General features: G+C 38.2%; 18 protein-coding genes and 1 other annotated feature. Of the genes, 5 read left to right on the forward strand and 13 right to left on the reverse strand.

Annotated elements, in window-relative coordinates:
* Positions 1-49: 49 nt before the first annotated feature.
* Entirely contained in the window at positions 50-1,240 is a 1,191-nt protein-coding gene (locus MHH73_RS14605; protein ID WP_191810716.1) for an acetyl-CoA C-acetyltransferase, read from the reverse strand.
* Positions 1,241-1,374: 134 nt separating this feature from the next.
* On the opposite strand from MHH73_RS14605, the gene MHH73_RS14610 reads away from it, so the two are divergent.
* Both MHH73_RS14610 and MHH73_RS14615 read left to right on the forward strand, forming a co-directional pair.
* Positions 1,375-2,268: a hydroxymethylglutaryl-CoA lyase gene (locus MHH73_RS14610; RefSeq protein WP_191810714.1), complete on the forward strand. Its 894-nt coding sequence runs from the start codon at positions 1,375-1,377 to the stop codon at positions 2,266-2,268.
* Between the two features lie 96 nt (positions 2,269-2,364).
* Positions 2,365-3,312: an alpha/beta hydrolase gene (locus MHH73_RS14615; RefSeq protein ID WP_341067751.1), complete on the forward strand. Its 948-nt coding sequence runs from the start codon at positions 2,365-2,367 to the stop codon at positions 3,310-3,312.
* A 175-nt stretch (positions 3,313-3,487) separates the two neighbouring features.
* On the opposite strand, the gene MHH73_RS14620 is transcribed toward MHH73_RS14615, so the two are convergent.
* From MHH73_RS14620 to MHH73_RS14640, 5 genes are all read right to left on the reverse strand, one after another.
* Positions 3,488-3,847: a GIY-YIG nuclease family protein gene (locus tag MHH73_RS14620; protein WP_341067753.1), complete on the reverse strand. Its 360-nt coding sequence runs from the start codon at positions 3,845-3,847 to the stop codon at positions 3,488-3,490.
* Positions 3,848-3,860: 13 nt separating this feature from the next.
* Positions 3,861-4,604, reverse strand: a complete 744-nt coding sequence (locus tag MHH73_RS14625) for a DUF2087 domain-containing protein (protein WP_191810708.1) — start codon at positions 4,602-4,604, stop codon at positions 3,861-3,863.
* Positions 4,605-4,690: 86 nt separating this feature from the next.
* Positions 4,691-5,017 (reverse strand): iron-sulfur cluster biosynthesis family protein, encoded by a 327-nt coding sequence (locus tag MHH73_RS14630; RefSeq protein ID WP_191810706.1) that lies wholly within the window; start codon positions 5,015-5,017, stop codon positions 4,691-4,693.
* Between the two features lie 124 nt (positions 5,018-5,141).
* Complete coding sequence (locus MHH73_RS14635) at positions 5,142-5,477, reverse strand: DUF1048 domain-containing protein (RefSeq protein ID WP_341067757.1); 336 nt, start codon at positions 5,475-5,477, stop codon at positions 5,142-5,144.
* The gene (locus MHH73_RS14640; protein WP_341067759.1) at positions 5,474-5,803 is read right to left on the reverse strand and encodes a PadR family transcriptional regulator; all 330 of its coding nucleotides are present in this window, start codon (positions 5,801-5,803) and stop codon (positions 5,474-5,476) included. Before MHH73_RS14640 ends, MHH73_RS14635 begins: the two co-directional genes overlap by 4 nt.
* Positions 5,804-6,144: 341 nt before the next feature.
* Here MHH73_RS14640 and MHH73_RS14645 point away from each other — a divergent pair, with 341 nt between their 5' ends.
* Complete coding sequence (locus MHH73_RS14645) at positions 6,145-6,807, forward strand: LysR family transcriptional regulator substrate-binding protein (RefSeq protein ID WP_341067762.1); 663 nt, start codon at positions 6,145-6,147, stop codon at positions 6,805-6,807.
* Positions 6,808-6,824: 17 nt separating this feature from the next.
* Here MHH73_RS14645 and MHH73_RS14650 read toward each other — a convergent pair whose 3' ends face one another.
* The 5 genes from MHH73_RS14650 to MHH73_RS14670 all read right to left on the reverse strand — a co-directional run bounded on the left by MHH73_RS14650 (position 6,825) and on the right by MHH73_RS14670 (position 11,940).
* Positions 6,825-7,154 carry a YolD-like family protein gene (locus MHH73_RS14650; RefSeq protein WP_191810693.1) on the reverse strand — a complete coding sequence of 110 codons (330 nt, stop codon included), beginning with the start codon at positions 7,152-7,154 and terminating at the stop codon, positions 6,825-6,827.
* A gap of 23 nt (positions 7,155-7,177) precedes the next feature.
* Positions 7,178-8,437, reverse strand: a complete 1,260-nt coding sequence (locus MHH73_RS14655) for a Y-family DNA polymerase (protein WP_341067764.1) — start codon at positions 8,435-8,437, stop codon at positions 7,178-7,180.
* A 534-nt stretch (positions 8,438-8,971) separates the two neighbouring features.
* Positions 8,972-10,087: an NADH-dependent flavin oxidoreductase gene (locus MHH73_RS14660; RefSeq protein ID WP_341067766.1), complete on the reverse strand. Its 1,116-nt coding sequence runs from the start codon at positions 10,085-10,087 to the stop codon at positions 8,972-8,974.
* An 85-nt stretch (positions 10,088-10,172) separates the two neighbouring features.
* Entirely contained in the window at positions 10,173-10,967 is a 795-nt protein-coding gene (locus tag MHH73_RS14665; RefSeq protein WP_341067769.1) for an SDR family NAD(P)-dependent oxidoreductase, read from the reverse strand.
* 4 nt (positions 10,968-10,971) lie between these two features.
* Positions 10,972-11,940 carry an MBL fold metallo-hydrolase gene (locus MHH73_RS14670; RefSeq protein WP_341067772.1) on the reverse strand — a complete coding sequence of 323 codons (969 nt, stop codon included), beginning with the start codon at positions 11,938-11,940 and terminating at the stop codon, positions 10,972-10,974.
* A gap of 505 nt (positions 11,941-12,445) precedes the next feature.
* Here MHH73_RS14670 and proC point away from each other — a divergent pair.
* Positions 12,446-13,273, forward strand: coding sequence for a pyrroline-5-carboxylate reductase (gene proC, locus MHH73_RS14675; RefSeq protein WP_341067775.1), 828 nt, complete (start codon positions 12,446-12,448; stop codon positions 13,271-13,273).
* A gap of 94 nt (positions 13,274-13,367) precedes the next feature.
* Here the strand turns inward: proC and MHH73_RS14680 are convergent, their stop codons facing one another.
* Together MHH73_RS14680 and rnz are read right to left on the reverse strand one after the other, a co-directional pair.
* A complete protein-coding gene (locus tag MHH73_RS14680) occupies positions 13,368-14,720 on the reverse strand; it encodes a sodium-dependent transporter (RefSeq protein WP_191811358.1) in 1,353 nt (450 codons plus the stop codon).
* A 71-nt stretch (positions 14,721-14,791) separates the two neighbouring features.
* Positions 14,792-15,018, reverse strand: a binding site (T-box leader).
* A gap of 163 nt (positions 15,019-15,181) precedes the next feature.
* A complete protein-coding gene (rnz, locus tag MHH73_RS14685; RefSeq protein ID WP_341067777.1) occupies positions 15,182-16,105 on the reverse strand; it encodes a ribonuclease Z in 924 nt (307 codons plus the stop codon).
* Between the two features lie 236 nt (positions 16,106-16,341).
* Here rnz and zwf point away from each other — a divergent pair, with 236 nt between their 5' ends.
* Positions 16,342-17,805: a glucose-6-phosphate dehydrogenase gene (zwf, locus tag MHH73_RS14690; RefSeq protein ID WP_341069789.1), complete on the forward strand. Its 1,464-nt coding sequence runs from the start codon at positions 16,342-16,344 to the stop codon at positions 17,803-17,805.
* The last annotated feature ends 282 nt before the right edge of the window (positions 17,806-18,087 follow it).

An 18,087-nucleotide genomic window follows, 5' to 3' on the forward strand; every position in this document is an offset into this window, starting at 1 on the left:
TTCAAATAGAATGTATGGTTATTATAGCATAGAACCCTCTCACCTTAAATTATTCTGCAAGCTCTATCACAGTTGCTACACCTTGGCCGCCACCAATACACAATGTTGCTAATCCTTTCTTTGCTTGGCGTTTTTGCATTTCATGAATGAGAGTAACTAAAATTCGTGCGCCACTTGCACCAATTGGATGACCTAGTGCAATCGCCCCACCGTTTACATTTAAGATGTCTTTCTTAAAGTTCAATTCACGATCAACCGCTAAAGATTGAGCCGCAAACGCTTCATTTGCTTCAATTAACTCCAATTCTTCCATTGAAATATTTGCTTTCGTTAATGCTTTCTTGACCGCTTCTACTGGACCAATTCCCATAATACTTGGGTCTACTCCAGCATTCGCATTTCCTTTAATGGTAACAAGCGGCTTAATTCCTAACTCTTCCGCTTTTTGCTTACTCATTACAACCACTGCCGCAGCGCCATCATTGATACCAGATGCATTGCCTGCTGTCACACTTCCTTCTTTTCTAAATGCTGGGCGTAGTTTACCTAATTTTTCTGCTGTTGTCCCTTTCTTCGGATGTTCATCTTGATCAAAGATGATTGGCTCTCCTTTACGCTGCGGAATTTCTACCGGAACGATTTCATCTTTAAAGCGACCAGCTTCGATGGCTTGCGTTGCTTTCTCTTGACTCTCAGCCGCAAATAGATCTTGTTCCTCTCTAGAAATCTCATATTTATCGCATAAGTTTTCAGCAGTTACACCCATATGATACTGATTAAATGCACATGTTAAACCGTCATCAATAAGGGAGTCATATAAAGTAGTATTACCCATTTTAAAGCCATCACGTGCACCTTTTAGAATATAAGGTGCTTGGCTCATATTCTCCATACCACCAGCAACAATAATGTCTGCGTCTCCAGCAACAATTGCTTGCGTTGCTAAATGAACCGCTTTCAATCCGGAGCCACACACTTTATTAATAGTCATCGAAGAAACGCTCTCGGGTACACCTGCTTTTATAGCTGCTTGTCTTGCTGGGTTTTGGCCTAATCCTGCTTGCAGCACATTCCCCATAATGATTTCGTCAACCGCTGATGCTTCTACCCCTGCTTTTTTTAATGCTTCCTTAATAACCACTGCTCCTAGATCTATCGCTGATACTCCTTTTAAACTCCCATTAAATGTTCCTAGCGCTGTTCTTGTAGCGCTTACAATCACAACTTCTGCTCGTTCCATACTGTTCTTTCCCCTCCATGGTTTCATTGTTATGAATCTACCTTTCTATTATGCCATACTTTAGTTAATTCTTGCATTTCTGAATATTAAACCACTACAATAAAGTAAACGCTTTCTATAAAAGGAGGAATATCATGTTCACATTGCCGAAGGAAGTAACGATTATTGAAGTGGGCCCGAGAGATGGACTACAAAATGAAAAAAACTTTGTGCCAACAGATATCAAGAAACAATTTATTCAAAAATTAAAAAGTGCTGGTGTAAAAGAAATGGAACTTACCTCATTTGTTTCGCCAAAATGGGTACCGCAAATGAGTGATGCAGCTGAAATTGTTGCCGATACACTTACATCACATACGCGAGATATTGTCCTTGCTCCCAACCGAAAAGGGATTGATCGTGTTTATGCCACTGATTGCCAGGCCGTTGCTACTTTTGTAGGAGTTAGCCAAACGTTCAACAAAAAGAATATTAATAAAACGACCGATGAAAGTGTCGCTGAAATTGTTCCAATAATCAAAGAATTAAAAACAAAAGGGTATTTTGTACGCGCTTGTATTTCCACAGCATTTTATTGTCCTTACGAGGGAAAAGTAGATGTAAATGATACAGTAAAATTATGCCAAGCCTTTGTCAATGCAGGAGCAGATGAGTTAAGTGTGGCGGATACCATTGGAATGGCCGCTCCGCATGAATCATTTGATGTATTTAAAAAATTAAAAGATGCTTTTCCTACAACACTCATAACCGCTCATTTCCATGATACACGAAAATTAGCTCTTCCTAACATTCTTGCCGCTCTTCAAGCTGGTGTCGACCGCTTTGATACGTCTGCTGGCGGACTCGGTGGCTGCCCTTTCGCTCCCGGTGCTGCTGGAAATGCGGCTACGGAGGATGTTGTATATATGCTAGAGAGAATGGGGATCTCAACCAATATAGACTTGCAAAAGCTAGTTGAGGCGATTCATCTCGTCAAGCCACATATGACAAGGACAATTGAAAGTAGTTATTTTCAACTAAATGCCTAAACTATGCGTCCATCTTATGACACGAACCGGTGTTTTAAGATGGATATTTCTTTTGTCCAAATGGTAAAATAAAGGAAAACACCATGGAGGGAGAAAATGAAAAGAATCCTGCGCTATAGTTTATTACTGCTAACTGTTATTCTCTCTATTGGCACCTATTTCACAAATAAATTAATGTACATTCGTAAAAAAGATAACGCGGTTATTGTTGAAAGAGAAAGCACGGCTGGCAGATTAGATATCTCAGCCTATGATCAATTAGAAAAAGAAGAACATTTTATCCATTCTCCTTTAGGTTATTCTCTTAAAGTTGTCGTTGTCGCACCTTACCCTAGCAATAGATACGTCATCATTTCTCATGGGGTGACAGAGAATAAAACGAACTCTATAAAATATATGAACTTGTTTTTATCTCGCGGTTTCAATGTTGTTATTTATGATCACCGAAGACATGGTGAATCTGGTGGGAAGACAACGAGCTATGGCTATTATGAGAAATATGATCTTAAAGCAGTGGTAGATTGGCTCAAAAGACAGAAGGGTCCCGATGTACTCTTAGGTATTCATGGTGAATCAATGGGGGCAGCGACAATGCTCTTATATGCTGGGAGCCTTGCTGATGGTGCTGATTTTTATATTGCTGATTGTCCTTTTTCTGATTTATCTGGTCAACTTACTCATCATTTACGTACGACCTTTAAATTACCACCTAAAGTGATCTTGCCAATTAGTAACGTGTTTCTTAGATTGCGTGATAAATATTCCATTCATGATGTGTCACCACTCGCGGTCGTATCTTATATTAGTAAGCCTGTTCTCTTTATCCATAGTAAAGATGATACATTCATTCCACCTGTTATGACGGAAATGCTTTATGAACAAAAAAATGGACCGAAAAAACTTTTCATTGCTAAAAATGGCGCACACGCTCAATCATATAATGAAAACAAAGAAGCCTATGAAGCAGCCATCGACTCTTTCTTTACGGAAAATGGGATCCCCTTTCAAGTGGAAGATTCACCTGCCCATAAATTTGAGCGATAGTCTGCCATAAGCTGATTTTTAACCACAAATTTCAACTCTCTATGTTTGACTAGACTGCAGCTTTTATTTTTACTTGTATGCCCATTTCTCTTGATAACGGACAAAGCTCTATATGGTTGCCCTCACACGAACCGCATAGAAAATCACATTTGCTTAGCATAGCTTTTCTAACCTATTATTCCTCGGGTTTATGGTGATAGCCTTTGTCATCATAAGCCTCTTCTTTAAGAATCCATTCTTTTCTCTTTTTTTGCAGTTCGAACTTCATATCATTGATCTCACTTTTATCTTTCTTCCAGAGTACTTCATAACTAAACGCTTCTTCACCGTATCTTTGCCAATCTTCTTGTAATTCTTTGTTCATATGACGACCATCATTTAAGCTCATTTTAGAAGTAAGCCAGCGATTTTTTACATTTGGTACAGCATCGATAAATTTTTTCCCATTGCTTTCGTTTTTTATTCTGATCACACCATAATAGGTTTTCATTTCTTTATATTGTTGTTTTAATTCTTTCTTACGATCGGGTTTCAATAGTATCCCCTCCTTAATCATTTACCCAATAGGCTTTGCCATCTGGTGTTCGGTTCATATATCCATAATCGATTAAATAGCGTCTTACAGTGACATGATCATTGTATATGCCTACTAATATTTCTTTGATTTCTTCTTCGGTGTATGTGCGCCCAGTAACAAATTCCTTGATGATGCGACTTAAGATTGCAATTTTCTTTTTCTCTTTTTTCGGTAATCGTTTTAGCTTGAGTGGATGGAGACTCTCGAAATTTTCTTTTATGATTTGCTCTCGTTCTTCTATTGTCATAAAGTAGCGTTCATCGACCATTGTTGCACCGTTATGAATAGGGATGATTTCTTCCTGAAGATGACCTAGAAATGCATTTTCATATTGTGCTAAATATAGTTTTGCTTGCTTTGCCTTTTCACGAAATGAAAACTTTTGATGGCGAATCGTTGAGTGAGATACATTCATCTCTTCTGCAATTTGGGCATCTTTTTTACCCGATTGAAAAGCGGTTAACAACTGCTTTTGTTTATCTGTAAGCGTATTATATTTACTTTCATCTGAAAGCAGCTGCCGGAAATTCCCTCCATGCTCTTCTGTTATATGCCACTCTACAGCTTGTTTTCCTAAAAACATTTCTTCAGCAAATTGATACACCCGCCCCGCTTCAAAAGACTGTTGGCAATAATTACATACGAAAACTGCCTCTTGCGATAGATATTGATATCCTTGCTTTAGTTCAGTGACAGTTAATGATTGAATATCCATATTACCCTCCTTATATATAAACATATTTTAAATTTGTTTACTAAATTAGTCAACAAAAAAAGAGAAGATTGCTGTTCTTCTCTTTCTCATTTCGTATAATCCATAAAAGCCATACGCGGATTCAAGTATTCATGATTATTTTTTAATTGAAAGCATCTCGCCTGCTCACGGTAATCAATCGTTACCTCTTCTGATAAAAAGACCTCCTTAGACGGCTCAATATAAATAGACATAAAATCTGTTTGTACTTCGCGGTCATCTGGCTCTAGTTCTTTCACAAGCCACAAAGCACTTACACCGCTTACAACACAACCACATCCTTCAGTATCGTATTTCAATTTTAAATAGCCATCTTTATTCTTTAACTTTTCTGTTAGTTTAATTGCTGCTCTTGGTGTAATTGTTATCTTCAACTTTAACGCCCTTTCTTTCTATGTTAACCATGATTATAACAAGATAAATGATTGACTAAAAGCTGCAGTTCATTATATACCACTCAACCCCCTACCCCCAAAGCCATTCATCTACTTGGTCATATTATTTATTTAATCTTTCTATATCCAATCGAAGCTTTTCTTGGCTTTTAATAAACCAAAGTTCCTCTGGATATTGCGCCATAATGGCATTTGCAAATTCAACAGGATCATTCCCCATAATATCCTGTAATGGAAGTTGTTCAATCGAACTTTCTTTAAATAATTGAAGCAAATTTTCTAACACTTCCATAAAATTTTCTCCTTTGGCAAAATTCCACATATACTGTTCTAACGCATGAAGGGCGTCCTTGTAATTTTGTGGCAACTGCTCTTTTTCAGCTTTATAATCGTTATATCGCTTTTTACTACCAATTAATTTTTCAAATAGGTTTTTCATTTGCTATCATTCTCCTTTAATTCATTTAACTTTCTAGCGAGAAAAAACCATTTCTCCCAAAACATATCGAGCTCACACTTTCCGAAGTCATTTAACCTATAAAATTTTCTTGATGGACCGAGCTCCGATTTTCTTTTTTCAACATGTAGCAACCCCTTTTTTTCAAGTCTAAGCAATACCGTGTAAACAGTGCCTTCTGCAATATCTTCAAATCCTATGTTTTGTAAATATTGGGTAATCTCATAGCCATAGGTCTCCCCCTGCCCTATTTTTTGTAGCACAATCCCTTCTAGTACACCTTTCAATAATTCAGTTAGCCCTTTCACTCGCTAAACCCCTCTTTCATTCTTAACTATATAGTAATACTAAGTAGTGTATCTAAACGTATTCAGATTTAGCTCTATTGATTTCAATCTATTTAGTATCACTAAGTACCACTATATAATATTACTAAGTAGATTAATTGTCAATGTTTATTCCACAAATAAAAACCACCTGAACTTTTTTTAAAACGTTCAGGTGGTTACCACTTACCCTTTCTAAAGGATTTCTTGTTGGTTCTTTTTATTTAAAAATAATACTAAACCGACTAGGTTAAGGTTGCTACAGCCACATATGCGGTTGTGAAACTTCCAGTCTGTACCTACTTGGGCGATTACAGAAATAAATGGTAACGACACAACAACGTATCACTTCTGTTTCCATTGCCTTGCCACATATCTTACCCTTCTTTATTGGAGAGTTCATGAAAGAGCATCCAAATGTTCATATTAAACAGTACACTGGCTCAGCCGCAGCTATGAAAAAGCAATTAGAGGATGGAGAGATTGATTTTTGTATTTCTATGAGGCCCATCGAAGGAAGAGAAATTGAGTGGATGACCTTACTTGATGAGGAAATCTTTTTATCTGTTCCACCTGATCACAAGCTCGCCCACCGATCTTCTGTTCATTTAAATGAAGTATGTAACGAGGTATTTAGTAATCGTCCGATGGGTTATGATTTTAGAGATTTAACGAACCAGTTTTGCTCTGAAGCAGGCTTCATTCCCCATACTCCGATTGAATTAGAAGAAGCAGGGGCTATTTTACGATTGATTGAGCTCGGTTTAGGGATTTCTTTTACCCCACAGTTATCATTATTACAAGAGAATTTACCGAAAACCGTGCAAATCCCGATTACTGCTCCCCGTTGTCGACGTCATATTGGACTCGCCTGGCATAAAGGACGTTATTTCTCTCAGGCTGCGACTGATCTCCATCAATTTTCGGTGCGGTTTTTTAAACATATCGCTCTTACTTATTTTGACGATCAGAGTGTTGGCGATTGATATGGAGGAGAGTTAACTTAACTTTCTTCTATATGAATGATTTCTGGTAGGAAAATGATCTCAATACTGTCATCTTCCTTTACTACTCGAAGCGATTGTTTGAATGTATCTACATAATGAATGCGCCCGGAAATGGCTACTTGTTCTCCTCGACGGAACAAGGTAAATGTTAACAAAGTATGAAACGCCATGGCCTCGCTAATCATCTCATCGAACTGTTCATATTGTTGTTCATCTAACTGAGGCTTAGTTTGTTTATGGTGGCTTTCATCATACTCTCTTAAAAGCTTGACATGTTCCGGTAGCATCATTGATACCCATTTCTTATTCCCACGATCACGAAGCATCATTTATTCCTTCTTTCTCATTACTATTTTTTATGGCCACCGACAAGTGTGGCTCTATGTCTCGCTGTACCTGCGTCGGTATAAGAAACCGCTCGCAATAAGGAAGCAGATCCGAAGCGGGCACGAATGCGATCGACGGTATAGCCGAGCTTGCGCTTGTTAAAGCCATTTTGATCAAATAAACTAAGCTGATACTCGTGATCATCAGTTATTTGACCAAGAGAAATAGTAATCTTACGAACCGTTTTACCGTTATAATGTTCATCTAATAAAGCTAAACAAATATGATAAATAGTCATGGTTACATTTGTTGGCTCCTCCATTGTCCGAGAACGATAAAATCCACCACCAAACTCATCCTTGCTATAGCCAAGCCCAAAATGAACGGTTCTCCCTGCCTTACGATGTGTGCGTGCCCTTCTTGCAACCTCCTCACACATTTCTAAAACAACATGCTTGATTTCTTCTTTATCGGTATAATCTCGAAGCAAGATTTGACTTTTCCCAAAGCTAATTTGACCTTGTAAAATCGGAGCACCGATTTCTGACAAATCTATTCCCCATGCGTGATAATAAAGCTGATTGCCCATAATACCAAACTTTTTTTCTAGTGTAGTTAGATTAAAATGGGCAAGCTGGCCAACCGTAAAAATCCCCATGCTGTTCAAATTTTTTTCCAATCTGTTGCCTATACCCCACATTTGACTTAATGGGGAAATCGGCCAAAGTTTTTCCTCTACCTGCTCATAAGTCCACTCAGCAATGCCGGCCTTCTTTGCTTCTAAATCAAGACAAAGCTTTGCCATTAACATATTGGGACCAATCCCGACAGATGAAGGTAGCTGAAATTCCCTTTCGATATCATCTTTTATCTTTTGGGCAATCGTATAGGCGTCGCCCCATATATGTTCTGTTCCGTCAATACAAATAAAACTTTCATCCACACTATAAGTATGAACGGCTTCTTTCGGTACATAGCGATGAAATACACGAGTAATTTCCATGGAGACACGTAAATACGTAGCCATCTTTGGTTCTTCAATAATAATGCGAGGGTCATTGGGGACTTCAAATAGCCGCGACCCTGTTTTTATGCCAAATTCTTTCTTCATTCTCGGTGAAGCAGCAAGAATGACACTGCCTTTACGATCATGATTTCCCGCTACTACAAGATAACATTCCATTGGATCTAATCCGCGCATAACAGCTGAACAACTGGCATAGAAGCTCTTCATATCTATACATAAAATTTGTTGTTTTGGCATGACACTATAATCAACCATCAGATTGCCTCTTCTCACCATAAAATAAGAACTTATGTTCTGTTTATTTATACCCATAATATTAACCGAATATACGTTCCCTTTCAATGGAAATTTTACGACGAATTTCTTATATTCGACTAACTAGACAAAACCTGGGATTGAATAAGAATAGCTCTATCATTAGCTGAGATGGACTAAAAGTAAAACAAACTCTTGTAAAGTAGAAGGCTGCTCCCTTTCATTATCCCATGCATAAATATTCGACATATTATGATATTTTACCTAAATCAATAATCAAAAAAGTTCCCAGTTTTCCCCTCTGTTATTTGACGTGCCTATTATTTAACGGAAATGTTTAATGGATAGTCGAAAAAACCTCTTTTGCCGCTATCTTTGGCAATTTCACTATTCTTGCACGAGCAAATCGATTTTGCTCTGCCATCTTTGACGATTTCACTATCGATGCACGAGCAAATCGCTTTTATAACCAAAATAAGACATAAAAAAACATGAACAAAGAAATTGCTCATGTTTCATGTTTTCTAATGATTCCTAGCGATTAAATGGGACCCAACCTTCTCTAGAGAGGATAGCTTCCCATAATCCGTTCGGAATGTCATATTTATCTCTTTCTTTTAAATTCAGGGCATATTCTATTTCCTCAAGACGATCTTCTTGAATATATGCAGCCCATCTTGGTGAAATTAACAATTCTCTACCTAAAGCAATAAGTGGGATATTTCGTTCTCTAACGGCTAATGCTTCATCAGGTGAATTCACTTGTCCAACGGCCATTAAAGGAACGCGACCATTAATCACTTCATTCACCAGTTCAATTCTTGTGCGCTCTGTATCCGCCCCGCGGTGAGGAGTAGATAGTGCATGCATAAGAGAGATGTGCAAATAATCGAAAGGAAGATTTGATAAGGCATCCACTAGTTGAAAAGTTTCCGTCATTGTTAAACCAGGTGTCGATGGCTCTTCAGGTGAAAAGCGATAACCAAAAATAAATGGTCTCTTCGCATGCTTATCAATCGCCCTTTGGCAAGCTTCCGCAACAGCCAATGGAAACTTCATCCGATTTTCTACAGATCCACCCCATTCATCATCACGTTTATTCGTATACGGGGAATAAAACTGCTGTATTAAATACCCGTTTGCACCATGAATTTCTACTCCATCAAAACCTGCTTCAATCGCTCTTCTTGTAGCTTCTCCAAAGGCTTCGATGATTTCTTCAATTTCTCCTGCCGATAGGGCACGAGCTTTTTGATTGTCATGATCTATATCTGAAGCAGATACGACATCACCACCTGGAACAAGTTCAGTAGGACATGAGATGCCGCCGTGATGAATTTGTATCACCGCTTTTGCCCCTTGTTGTTGAATCGTCTCCGCTAGTCTTTTTAAACCCGGAATAAACTGGTCATCGTAAATACCTGGTTGACCAGGAAAAGCTTTACCATTTGGCGTCACATTGGCGCAAGCAGTAATAACTGTACCTAAATCCTTTGCACGTGCCTGGATAAAGACTAATTCTTCTTCCGAAATGGAGCCATCTTCATTAGAAGAATAATGTGTCATTGGTGCTAGTGCAAGTCGGTTTTTAACTGTCACACCGTTAGGAAATGTATAGGATTCAAATAACGGTTCATATTTTGCTTTCATATCTATCACCTTTTTTCTATAAATATCTTCACGATTTCACCATATAGATAAAAATAGCCCAATGCAAATTATTCAACTTGAAACATTATTTTTTATTAAACGCACCGCGTCCAGCCCATTCGAATAATCGGGGAGCAATGGCAAAAACTTTACTTCCTAAATTCATCCACCTAGGGAGATTTACCTCTCTCGTTGGCGTTAACATCACATCCACAACTTTTCGCGCAACATACTCCGGCTTTAACATATACCGCTGAACATTTTTCACATATGTGCCTTCTTTATCGGCTATATCAAAAAAATTCGTCTCAATCGGGCCTGGATTCACTGTTGTAATATACACACCTTGAGGAGCAACTTCCATCCGTAAGCTATTAGAATAGCCTAACACCGCATGTTTCGTTGCCGAATAGGTACTTGATTTCGGCGTAGCAATTTTCCCAGCTTGTGAAGCAATATTAATAATATGACCGCCTTTGGTCGCTAACATTGACGGCAAAACTTGCTGTGTACAAGCAATCAAACCCAGCACATTCACATCGAACATGCTTTTTACTTCTTTCATATTTGCATCATGCGCATAAGTGAAAATGCCGTATCCCGCATTATTCACAAGTACATCGATTACTTTAAATCGTTCGAGAATGAATGGAAAAACTTCCTCTACCTTTACAAGATCAGAGACATCTAAAGAAAAAATATGAATATCAACAGAAAAGCGTTGCTCAAGCTCTTCTTTCATTGCAGCTAATTTTTCTGTCCTTCTAGCCACTAAAGCAAGATTGGCTCCTCTTTCCGCACAAAGCCTTGCCATCTTTTCGCCTATCCCACCTGATGCACCTGTAATAATAATGTTCTTCCCATGTAAATCCTTTACCATTTTATCACCTCATTTGGCTACTATAGAAAGACACGCCATTCTTCTTATACTCACTTACTTCCCCAATTGCAAGCAAATAGTCGAGCTGACCGATTGTTTCAGATACCGTAAGAGGTAATTGCATTTTGTAAGCTTTCGGAAATAGGCGTTTGCATATATCAAAAACCGTCATTGATTCTTCCATGAGCCATTTCTTAACCTTCATCGCACGTTCATGCTGTGCTTTTTTTCGTTGAGGAATGATTTCATTTACATTTGTGAAGACTTCTCCATGACCTGGCAATACAAGCGCAAGCGAATAGCGGCTTAATTTATCAAGAGATTCATTATATTGTAATAATGATTTAGGGCGCTCAGATTGCCCTGGTAAAGGGGGCTCCATTAACGGATTCGGAGAAATATGAGCCAACAGATGGTCGCCACCAATATAAACCCCATCACTTTCTCGCAATAAACCAATATGACTTTGTGCATGACCCGGAGTTTCAATGACACGCCATCCTTTTAACCCTGGAGGTTCGTCTCCTTCACAAATTTCTTGAGCTAATGAGCGATCACAGAAATAGGCAAGCTCACCATGCAGTCTTGTCATTACTTTATCGTAATACTGAATCAAGCCAAACTCGGTGAGAACCTGCTGATAAAAATCATTATTTTGCTGTAGGAATTCCTCTGTCCGATTGAGCCATCGCTCATTTAAAGGATGACCAATAATTTGCATATCCGCCGGAAAATAATCAAGCAGACCAACATGATCTGGATGATGATGAGTAAGAATCACTTGCTCAATATCTGACAGTGTTAAGCCTAATTCATTCAGTTCTGACTGCAACGCTTCCCAAGCTTCCTCTGTTTTAGGTCCAGCATCTATAAGGGTTAGCTTCTCTCCTTTGATGACATAAAGGTTAACATCACCTACAGGAAAAGGAGTAGGAATCACGAGTCGACCAATATCATTAATCCATTGTGCCATTTTCATACCCTCCAACAATCATTATATTTAAATAAAATATGTGTAGAACAATCAAATCTTTAAACATATATATATTTAATCTTAGCTTTATTTCACAACAATGTCATTATTTTCACATAACTTTTAACAAATTATCTCTAAAAACTTATGAGAATGTTATTGACAATTTCCCTTGTTATCCCTCATAATCACAATAAATTAATGATTTAACGCGATGAATAAGAATAGTAGATGCACATAAGGCGAAAAGAGAGTGAAGCTCAATTAGGCTGAAAAGCTTCACCGTCCACTAGTCCATCGAACCTACCTTATGAGTGTTAGCAAAACTAACCGTAGCCGGCGTTAACGGATTCGAGATTGTCTGTTCAACTCAGCGAACATGACAAATGAAGGTGGTACCACGGAAGCATGTCCTTTCGTCCTTTACAGGATGAAGGGGCTTTTTTTATTGACCTTGACGGAGTTTGCAAGTAGAACCTTATCAACATTATCAAGGAGGAAAAAAATGAAAATCGCATTTATTGGCGCAGGTTCGATGGCTGAAGCTCTAATATCTGGCATCATTACGCAAAAGTTGGTAAGTGGAAATAATATATGGGTAACAAATAAATGCAATCAAGAGAAACTCTATGAATTACAACACTCTTATGGTGTCAACATATCTTATGACATAAAAGACATCCTCTCACATGTAAATATCGTCTGCTTAGCTATGAAGCCAAAAGATGTCGGAGAAGCGATTCAAAGTATTCAAGCTTATTTACGTAAAGACATGTTAATCGTCTCCGTCTTAGCAGGGGTAACTATTACTTCTATTGAAGAAATGGTAGGAACGAACCTAGCTATTGTTCGTGCCATGCCTAATACTTCAGCAACAATTGGTAAATCTGCCAGTGCATTAGCCATGAATAGTAATGTAAACAATTTACAATCACAAGCGGTTAAAGGGATGTTTGAAACAGTTGGTTTAGCGACCATCGTAAAAGAAGAAGACTTAGATGCTGTTACAGGATTATCTGGAAGTGGTCCAGCCTATATTTATTATCTAGTTGAAGCGATGGAAAAAAGCGCAGTGGAAATGGGACTCGAAAAAGAGGTAGCGAAAAAGTTTATTATACAAACTTTAATGGGTGCTGCAGAAATGCTTGAAAGATCTCCAAAAGAATCTGCACAATTACGAAAAGAGGTCACTAGCCCTGGAGGAACAACAGAGGCAGGATTAAAGGTACTTGAAGCACACGCGGTACAAGAAGCCTTTGTAGAATGCATTAAAGCAGCGACGGAACAGTCTAGGAAACTTGGTGAGATTTTTGCTAATAATATGAAAGTTTAAATGTAAACTCATTCATGTAAATCTATGTATAGAGACTAAGAACATATGAGTGATAGTAAATCATTCCAAAAACATGTCCTAGTCTCTAATCATTTTACTTAAACAGATTAAACAAACCTGAAGAATCTAAAAAGACGATCACAATCACAATCGGAACCACATATCTCATCAAAAAGAACCAAACGTTAAATAGACCCGTAAGCGATGTCGAATTCATCACAATCTCGCTTTTTAATAAATCTTTTTTCATTCGATAGGAGACGAATATAGCAATGAGCAGCGCACCGAGAGGTAGAAGAATATTGCTCACTAAAAAGTCGACACTATCAAAAATAGATTTCCCAAATATCGTTATATCGGATAAAACACTATAAGACAGATTAGAAGGAATACCAACAATAAATATCGCTAATCCGAATAACCAAGCCACTTTTGTCCTATTTTTTGTCGCACCTTTCGTGACAGAAGCAACGGCAATTTCCAACATTGAAAAAGCAGAAGTTAATGTAGCAAATAAGAACAAGGCCAAGAATAATAATAAAAATATTTTCCCGAAAATAATTTGATCAAATACAGCTGGTAGTACGATAAATAATAGTCCAGGGCCGGCAGTTGGCTCATAACCTAATGAAAAGACGGCAGGAAAAATCGCCAGGCCGGCTAGAATGGAAATAAACAAATTCATTGCCACAACAGAAAGTGCTGGTTGTACCAAACTTTCTTTCTTTGATAAGTACGAACTATATGTCACCATCACGGAAATCCCCACACTCAAAGAGAAGAACGATTGACCCATGGCATATAGTAAGCTTTCAGAATTCAATAAAGAGAAATCCGGTTTCAAGAAAAATTCAATTCCTGCTGACGCACCATCCAATGTAACCGAACGAATAATAATGATCACAAACAATATAAATAGTGCAGGCATCATGATTTTATTTACTTTTTCAATTCCCTGCTGTACACCCTTGGCAACAACGGCAACGGTTATAATTAAAAACAGAGCCTGCGCACCTAAAGAAAGATAAGGGTTAGATACCGTCTCATTGAACAAGTTCTCATATCCAGACATCCCTACACTTGTATCACTAGCGACACCATAATATAAATATTGAATTACCCAACCACCGATAACACTATAAAAAGAAAGCAGTAGGAATGAGGTGAATACACCTAAGTAGCCGACCCAATGCCATTTTGATTGAGGGGCAATCGTTCGATACGCAGAAATTGCTTCTTTTCCCGTGCTACGCCCGATGACAAACTCAGCAAGTAATAACGGCAAACCAATAAATAATGAGAACAGAATAAATAACAAAATAAAAGCGCCGCCACCACTTTCACCTGCTGTATAGGGAAGTTTCCATATCGCTCCTAAGCCAATCGCTGAACCTGCCGAAGCAAGAATAAACCCGAGCTTAGAAGACCATTGTTCGTTTTGCATGATTTTTCCTCCTTTAAGTCTTTTATCTATATTCTCTTCTAACGATACTTAAAACAAAAAAGCCGCAAAGCTCATAAAGGGACGTGTGACTCACGCGGTACCACCCTTTTTGAAAGCTTGCGACTTTCCACTCGAATTCATAACGGTATTGATGACCGTCCTTACTGTCTTCGGCCGAACATGACAGTAAAGAAAAAGCTCCAAGAATGAAATTCATCTTATTTATAGTTCAGCTCACACCAACCGCTGACTCTCTTTACTAGGGAAATAAGGTTTACTAGTTTCTCTTCATTGCTTTATAAATATAATTTTAAAAGTATAAATGTGATTATAGTACGATTCCTTGCTATAAGTCAATAACCATTTTTTAAAATTTTAAGATAACAATGAAACAGCCATTTCTTCCTACTATGTTTTAATAGGTTCCACTGTCGCGTTTGCTTAAAAACGATAAGCAACGCCATTTACTGCCGACGGATATCTATTTCTTTAAAATCTTCAGCCATTACCGTTGCAGAGAAATCTGCCCTTGCCTGCTCTTCTAGTTGTGCCCACTCACTACGTTCATAGCGTGAACTGATATGTGTGAGACATAATTGTTCTACGCCTGCTTGCTGGGCTACAGCAGCTGCTTGCGCAATCGTTGAATGGTAATAATCATGTGCGAGCTGTTCCTCACCATTCGCAAAGGTTGCCTCATGAACAAGTAAATTTGCATTGCGTGCTAATTCAATTGCCGCCAAACAAAAACGCGTGTCACCTAAAATTGTCACGATTCTCCCCGTTTGTGGTGGTCCAAGATAATCTTTAGGATTAATTGTGCGACCATCCTCAAGAATAACTGTCTCACCCTCTTTAATTCTTTTAAAGATAGGACCTGGCTTTACACCATCTTCAATCAATTGATCAGCCATTAAAGTGCCCGGCAGATCTTTCTCTACGACACGATAACCAAAAGATGGGATACCATGGTCCAGTTTCTTTGCTGTCACAATGAATTGATCATCACTACAAACAATCCCCTCGTCTATTTCAATAATCTCAAGAGGGTATTGCAAGTAAGTTTGACTAACCGAAAGAGACACTTCGATATATGCTTTTATTCCCTTGGGACCATATACTGTTAGCTTTTCTTTGCCGCCTTGATGCGAACGACTAGCTAAAAATCCTGGCAAACCATATATATGATCGCCATGAAGATGAGTAATAAAAACCTTTTCTATTCTTCTTGGCTTAATTGTTGTATGTAAAATTTGATGTTGTGTGGCTTCACCACAATCGAACAACCATATTGCTCTTCTTTCATCTAAAAGCTTTAAAGCGATACTCGTAACATTTCTCGCTTTCGCAGGGACACCCGCACCCGTTCCTAAGAAAAAAACTTTCACTGCCTTTTCTTCCTTTCTCCTTATTCATTATTATCATCATACAGAAAAACGACTTAAAGCTAAAGAGCTACAGTTATTTCCTTTTAAAAAAGGTTGCTGTTTTTCACTTTAAGCGATAAAATTTTATATTTGAGTGGGTATATATTTCATCGTTGAGATGAACCTAAAAAATAGAACTTTTTTACATAGAAAGGAATATCGTTGTGAATAATTCTGAAAATCCAACTGCTTTGATTATGATATTCGGTGCAACAGGTGACTTAGCGAGGCGCAAACTATTTCCGTCACTTTACCGATTGTTTAAAAGAGGAAAACTATCTAAACGCTATTGTATCATTGGCGTTGCTAGACGAGAACTAACGAACGACGCTTTTCAAGAAAGTGTGCGACAATCGATTGAAGAAGCTGAAGGACACCATGATGACCTTCAGGAGTTTATCACACACTTTTATTATCATTCCCATGATGTCACAGATTCCAGTTCTTACTTAGCCCTAAAAACATTAGCAAATGAGTTAGATACACATTATCAACTAGAAGGTAATCGCATTTTCTACTTAGCGATGGCCCCAGAATTTTTTGGAACAATTGCCGATCATTTAAAGGCAGATGGGCTAACAGATGTTGATGGTTTTAAACGGTTAGTGATTGAAAAACCATTTGGTCATGATCTCCCTTCTGCAATAGAGTTGAACAATCGTCTTCGCCAAGCGTTTGCTGAGGAAGAAGTTTACCGAATTGATCATTATTTAGGAAAAGAAATGGTCCAAAATATAGAGGTTATTCGCTTTGCCAACGCTATATTTGAACCACTATGGAATAATCGCTACATATCTAATATCCAAGTGACATCAAGTGAGGTATTAGGTGTCGAAGAACGTGGGAGATATTATGAAAAAAGCGGTGCCCTTAGAGATATGGTGCAAAACCATATGCTGCAAATGGTTGCCTTACTTGCTATGGAACCGCCAATTAAACTGACAGACGAGGAAATTCGTTCTGAGAAAGTAAAAGTGTTCCGTGCTTTGAAAACACTTGAAGGAGAGGCTGTAAAGGAGAATTTTGTTCGTGGCCAATATGGACCAAGCAAAAAAAATAATGAGCCAATTAACGGTTATCGTCAAGAACCGATGGTCAAAGCTGACTCCAATACCGAGACTTTCGTTGCCGGAAAACTGATAATTGACAATTTCCGTTGGGCTGGCGTTCCTATTTACATCCGTACTGGAAAAAAGATGGCAACGAAGTCGACAAAAATAGTCGTTCAATTCAAAGATATTCCAATGAATTTATACTATCAGCATGAAAAGACGTTAAACCCTAATTTACTCGTCATTCATATCCAACCAGAAGAAGGAATTAGTCTTTACTTAAACGCACAAAAATCTGGTGACACAATGAATGCTACACCAGTAAAGCTCAACTTCTCCAATAATAGTGTCGATCATATGAACACACCTGAAGCTTATGAGCGCCTCCTGTATGACTGTATGCGCGGAGACGCAACAAACTTTGCTCATTGGGATGAAGTCGCTTTATCTTGGAGCTTTGTCGATAAAATATCACAAGTCTGGGAAAACCAACAAGCAGAGCAATTTCCAAACTACGAAGCAGGAACAATGGGTCCTAAAGCGGCTGACGAGTTATTAGAGAAAGATGGCTTCCACTGGTGGCCGGTAGAAAGCGGCGATTATCGTTAAAAAATAGCGTGCATAATATAAGCATGGCGTAAGGGGAAAAACCCTTATGCTGTGCTTTTATTTTTAAATTTAAAAAACACCACAATAAAATAGTGGGTCTTCGAAATGTATAGTAGGATCGCTTTTTTTATAGGTACTTAAATCGGGGCATTTGGTGGAATGTTGAGTGGTGCGTTGTAAGGAATTAAAATATTCTAACGAACAAGAATGTGGCAAATAAATTTCCCAATGCCTTGTAAAAGTGTCACGGCATACTGGAAAAAAGAAAACTTATTGTTATGA

This window comes from Cytobacillus sp. FSL K6-0265, from assembly GCF_038003465.1.
In the GTDB taxonomy this organism is placed as follows: domain Bacteria; phylum Bacillota; class Bacilli; order Bacillales; family Cytobacillaceae; genus Cytobacillus; species Cytobacillus stercorigallinarum.

Bases quoted from the DNA above. Each gene is read 5' to 3' on its own strand.
- MHH73_RS14670 (WP_341067772.1), bottom strand. From the start codon at position 11,940: ATGGCACAATGGATTAATGATATTGGTCGACTCGTGATTCCTACTCCT.
- MHH73_RS14655 (WP_341067764.1), bottom strand. From the start codon at position 8,437: ATGGTTGATTATAGTGTCATGCCAAAACAACAAATTTTATGTATAGAT.
- proC (WP_341067775.1), top strand. From the start codon at position 12,446: ATGAAAATCGCATTTATTGGCGCAGGTTCGATGGCTGAAGCTCTAATA.
- MHH73_RS14645 (WP_341067762.1), top strand. From the start codon at position 6,145: ATGGTAACGACACAACAACGTATCACTTCTGTTTCCATTGCCTTGCCA.
- MHH73_RS14610 (WP_191810714.1), top strand. From the start codon at position 1,375: ATGTTCACATTGCCGAAGGAAGTAACGATTATTGAAGTGGGCCCGAGA.
- MHH73_RS14650 (WP_191810693.1), bottom strand. From the start codon at position 7,154: ATGCTTCGTGATCGTGGGAATAAGAAATGGGTATCAATGATGCTACCG.
- MHH73_RS14635 (WP_341067757.1), bottom strand. From the start codon at position 5,477: ATGAAAAACCTATTTGAAAAATTAATTGGTAGTAAAAAGCGATATAAC.
- MHH73_RS14625 (WP_191810708.1), bottom strand. From the start codon at position 4,604: ATGGATATTCAATCATTAACTGTCACTGAACTAAAGCAAGGATATCAA.
- MHH73_RS14665 (WP_341067769.1), bottom strand. From the start codon at position 10,967: ATGGTAAAGGATTTACATGGGAAGAACATTATTATTACAGGTGCATCA.
- MHH73_RS14615 (WP_341067751.1), top strand. From the start codon at position 2,365: ATGAAAAGAATCCTGCGCTATAGTTTATTACTGCTAACTGTTATTCTC.
- zwf (WP_341069789.1), top strand. From the start codon at position 16,342: ATGATATTCGGTGCAACAGGTGACTTAGCGAGGCGCAAACTATTTCCG.
- MHH73_RS14605 (WP_191810716.1), bottom strand. From the start codon at position 1,240: ATGGAACGAGCAGAAGTTGTGATTGTAAGCGCTACAAGAACAGCGCTA.
- MHH73_RS14660 (WP_341067766.1), bottom strand. From the start codon at position 10,087: ATGAAAGCAAAATATGAACCGTTATTTGAATCCTATACATTTCCTAAC.